Raw genomic sequence first — 2,881 nt, forward strand, 5'->3', positions numbered from 1 at the left:
GCCCGGCCGCGGTGCACCCGGCGACGACGAACGCCGCCGTCACCAGTGCCAGCAGCCCGTCACGGGTGCGCCGGCCCCGCGTCCGCCCCTGCACTCCCATGCCCACTCCCCCGTGCGTCGCCCCGGACCGCGTCGGCCCGTCCGCGGTGTTCGTCCCCCGGCCGTCGTCCGGATCACCGCGCAGGTTGTCGACCGTGTCACGGAAACCCGTCGGGCGCCGCCCGGACCGTCGGCGGGTCAGCGGCGCGGGAGCTCGCTGGGACCGACGTGGTCGTCGAGCCACTCGGTGACCGGGCGGGAGGCCCGCCACACCGTGCGGACCCGGTCCCGGGCCCGCGGGCCGTGCAGCACGTCGTCCGGCGGCCAGTTCCGCGACACGTAGAGCCCCTTGTGCCGCAGCAGGTCCAGCCGCGGATGGCCGGGGTCGGTGCCGCGCGGGCGGGTCTTGAGCGTCGCGCCGTCGACGGTGAGCCCGGCGGCGCGGGCGGTGTCGAGCCGGGCCCGCAGGTCCTCGCCGCGGCGCTGGTCGTCGACGCTCTCGCGGTAGCGGGTCAGCTGGTCGGGCGCCATGTAGTAGTAGCCGCCCGCGGCGAGCATCCCGTCCGCGGACACCTCGACGTAGAACGGCTCGGCGAAGCCGCCGCAGTGGGTCTTGTACGGCGTCTTGTCCGCGGCGAAGCGCACGTCGCGGTAGGGCCGGAACACCTTGCCCGCCCCGAACTCCGGTTCGAGGTCGGCGAGCAGCGCCGTCATCGGGCCGCGGACGTCGCTCTCGTAGACCTCGCGCTGGTCGGTCCAGTACGCCCGGGAGTTGTCGGCGAGCAGGCCGTCGTAGAACTCGACGGCGCCGTCGCCGAAGCCCGCGAACGCGCTCACGCGTCCTCGCGCTCCTGGGGCGTGCCCTGCTCCCCGGGAGCGGTGGTGTCCTCCGGCTCGGGCGCGACGAACTCCTCGCGGCCGCGCCGGGCGAACGCGACGTAGAGCACCGCTCCGACGAACACGACGGCCGAGACGACGACGTTGATCCGGATGTCGCCGAACACGCGGGTCGCCGGATCCGTGCGCATGAGCTCGATGAAGAACCGGCCGAGGGTGTAGCCCGCGACGTAGAGCGCGAACACCCTGCCGTGGCCGAGCCGGAACCGGCGGTCGGCCAGCACGATCAGCGCGGCGACGACGAGGTTCCACAGCAGCTCGTAGAGGAAGGTGGGGTGCACGACCGCGATCGGCGTGGGGTCGAGCGCGACGCCGCCGAGCGGGTCGTCCAGCCCGGTCGCGGGGTCGACCCGGCGGTAGATCTCCAGGCCCCAGGGCAGCGTGGTCGGGCCGCCGTAGAGCTCCTGGTTGAACCAGTTCCCGAGCCGCCCGATCGCCTGGGCGACGATGATGCCGGGCGCGACCGCGTCGGCGAACAGCGGCAGCGGGACGCCGTGGCGGCGGCAGCCGATCCAGGCCCCGACCCCGCCGAGCGCGATGGCGCCCCAGATCCCGAGCCCGCCGTTCCAGATCTCCAGCGCACCCCACGGGTTGCCGCCGGGGCCGAAGTAGGTCCGCCAGTCGGTGGCGACGTGGTAGAGCCGCCCGCCGAGCAGGCCGAACGGCACCGCCCACACCGCAACGTCGAGCACCGTCCCGGCCCGCCCGCCGCGCGCCTGCAGCCGACGCTCGCCCCACCACAGGGCGACCGCGATGCCGGCGATGATGCACAGCGCGTACGCCCGGATCGGGACCGGGCCGAGGTGCCAGACACCGCGGTCCGGGCTGGGGATGGACGTCGGGAGCGCCGCGGCGAGCGTGACGAGCACGGCTCAGCCGCCGTTGCGGCTGCAGGACGGGTGGAACCCGGCCGCGACCAGCCCGCGCACCGCGGCCGACGGGTCACCGCTGGTCACCAGGCCCTCGCCCACCAGCACCGCGTCGGCTCCCCAGCCCGCGTAGGTGAGCAGGTCACCGGGGCCACGGACGCCGGACTCGGCGACCTTGAGCACGTGCGACGGCAGCCCGGGGGCGATCTCACCGAAGACCGACCGGTTCACCTCGAGGGTGTGCAGGTTGCGGGCGTTCACCCCGATCAGGGTGGCGCCGGCCTCCAGGGCGCGGTCGCACTCCTCCTCGGTGTGCACCTCGACCAGCGGGGTCATCCCGAGCGACTCGACGCGGTCGAGCAACGAGGCGAGCACCGGCTGCTCCAGCGCGGCGACGATCAGCAGTACGACGTCCGCGCCGTGCGCACGGGCCTCGTGCACCTGGTACGGCGTGACGACGAAGTCCTTGCGCAGCAGCGGGGTGTCGACCCGGGCGCGGACGGCGTCGAAGTCGGCCAGCGAGCCGCCGAAGCGGCGCTGCTCGGTGAGCACGCTGATCACCCGCGCGCCGTTGGCGGAGTAGGCCTCGGCGAGGTCGGCCGGGTCGGGGATGTCGGCGAGCGACCCCTTCGACGGGCTGGCCCGCTTCACCTCGGCGATGACGCCGACACCCGGCTCGCGCAGGGCCGCCATCGCGTCCCGCGGCGGCGGCGCGGCCGCGGCCCGCCGTTTGATCTCGGCGAGGTCGACGACGCTCTCGCGCTCGGCGAGGTCCTCCCGGACTCCGTCCACGATGGACTCGAGGACGCTGGGTACGCGACCCGGTGTCCCGTTCGGGTGTCCGGCAGTACCGGCAGTGTCCGTAGTGCTCACAGGGCCGACTCCTCCTCCGCTCGCGCGTCGCCCGGACGTCGAGGTCATGCTAGTTCTCCCCCTCACGCGGGCCGACGGTCGGGTCGCCGCCGGCGTCGAGCCGTTCCCAGGCCGCCCGGTCGGGATCGGCCGGTGTCGTGGCCGCCTGCGCCCCCGGTGCGGCGTACCGGGCGCCGAGCCGCGGCAGCCGCGGCTCGCGGACC

4 protein-coding genes are annotated in these 2,881 nt (G+C 74.9%); all 4 read right to left on the bottom strand.

The window, feature by feature from the left end:
• Nucleotides 1-237 precede the first annotated feature (237 nt).
• From GTW08_RS11255 to GTW08_RS11270, 4 genes are read right to left on the bottom strand one after another with little or no spacing between them, the layout of a single operon-like run.
• Nucleotides 238-876 (bottom strand): TIGR02453 family protein, encoded by a 639-nt coding sequence (locus GTW08_RS11255; RefSeq protein WP_161151875.1) that lies wholly within the window; start codon nucleotides 874-876, stop codon nucleotides 238-240.
• The gene (gene lgt / locus GTW08_RS11260; RefSeq protein ID WP_161151876.1) at nucleotides 873-1,805 is read right to left on the bottom strand and encodes a prolipoprotein diacylglyceryl transferase; all 933 of its coding nucleotides are present in this window, start codon (nucleotides 1,803-1,805) and stop codon (nucleotides 873-875) included. Before lgt ends, GTW08_RS11255 begins: the two co-directional genes overlap by 4 nt.
• Nucleotides 1,806-1,808: 3 nt before the next feature.
• Complete coding sequence (gene trpC, locus GTW08_RS11265) at nucleotides 1,809-2,678, bottom strand: indole-3-glycerol phosphate synthase TrpC (protein WP_346009896.1); 870 nt, start codon at nucleotides 2,676-2,678, stop codon at nucleotides 1,809-1,811.
• A 49-nt stretch (nucleotides 2,679-2,727) separates the two neighbouring features.
• Entirely contained in the window at nucleotides 2,728-2,865 is a 138-nt protein-coding gene (locus GTW08_RS11270; protein ID WP_237453743.1) for a hypothetical protein, read from the bottom strand.
• Nucleotides 2,866-2,881 lie beyond the last annotated feature (16 nt).

Origin of the sequence: Pseudonocardia sp. SID8383 (assembly GCF_009864975.1) — a bacterium.
Lineage (GTDB): Bacteria > Actinomycetota > Actinomycetes > Mycobacteriales > Pseudonocardiaceae > Pseudonocardia > Pseudonocardia alni.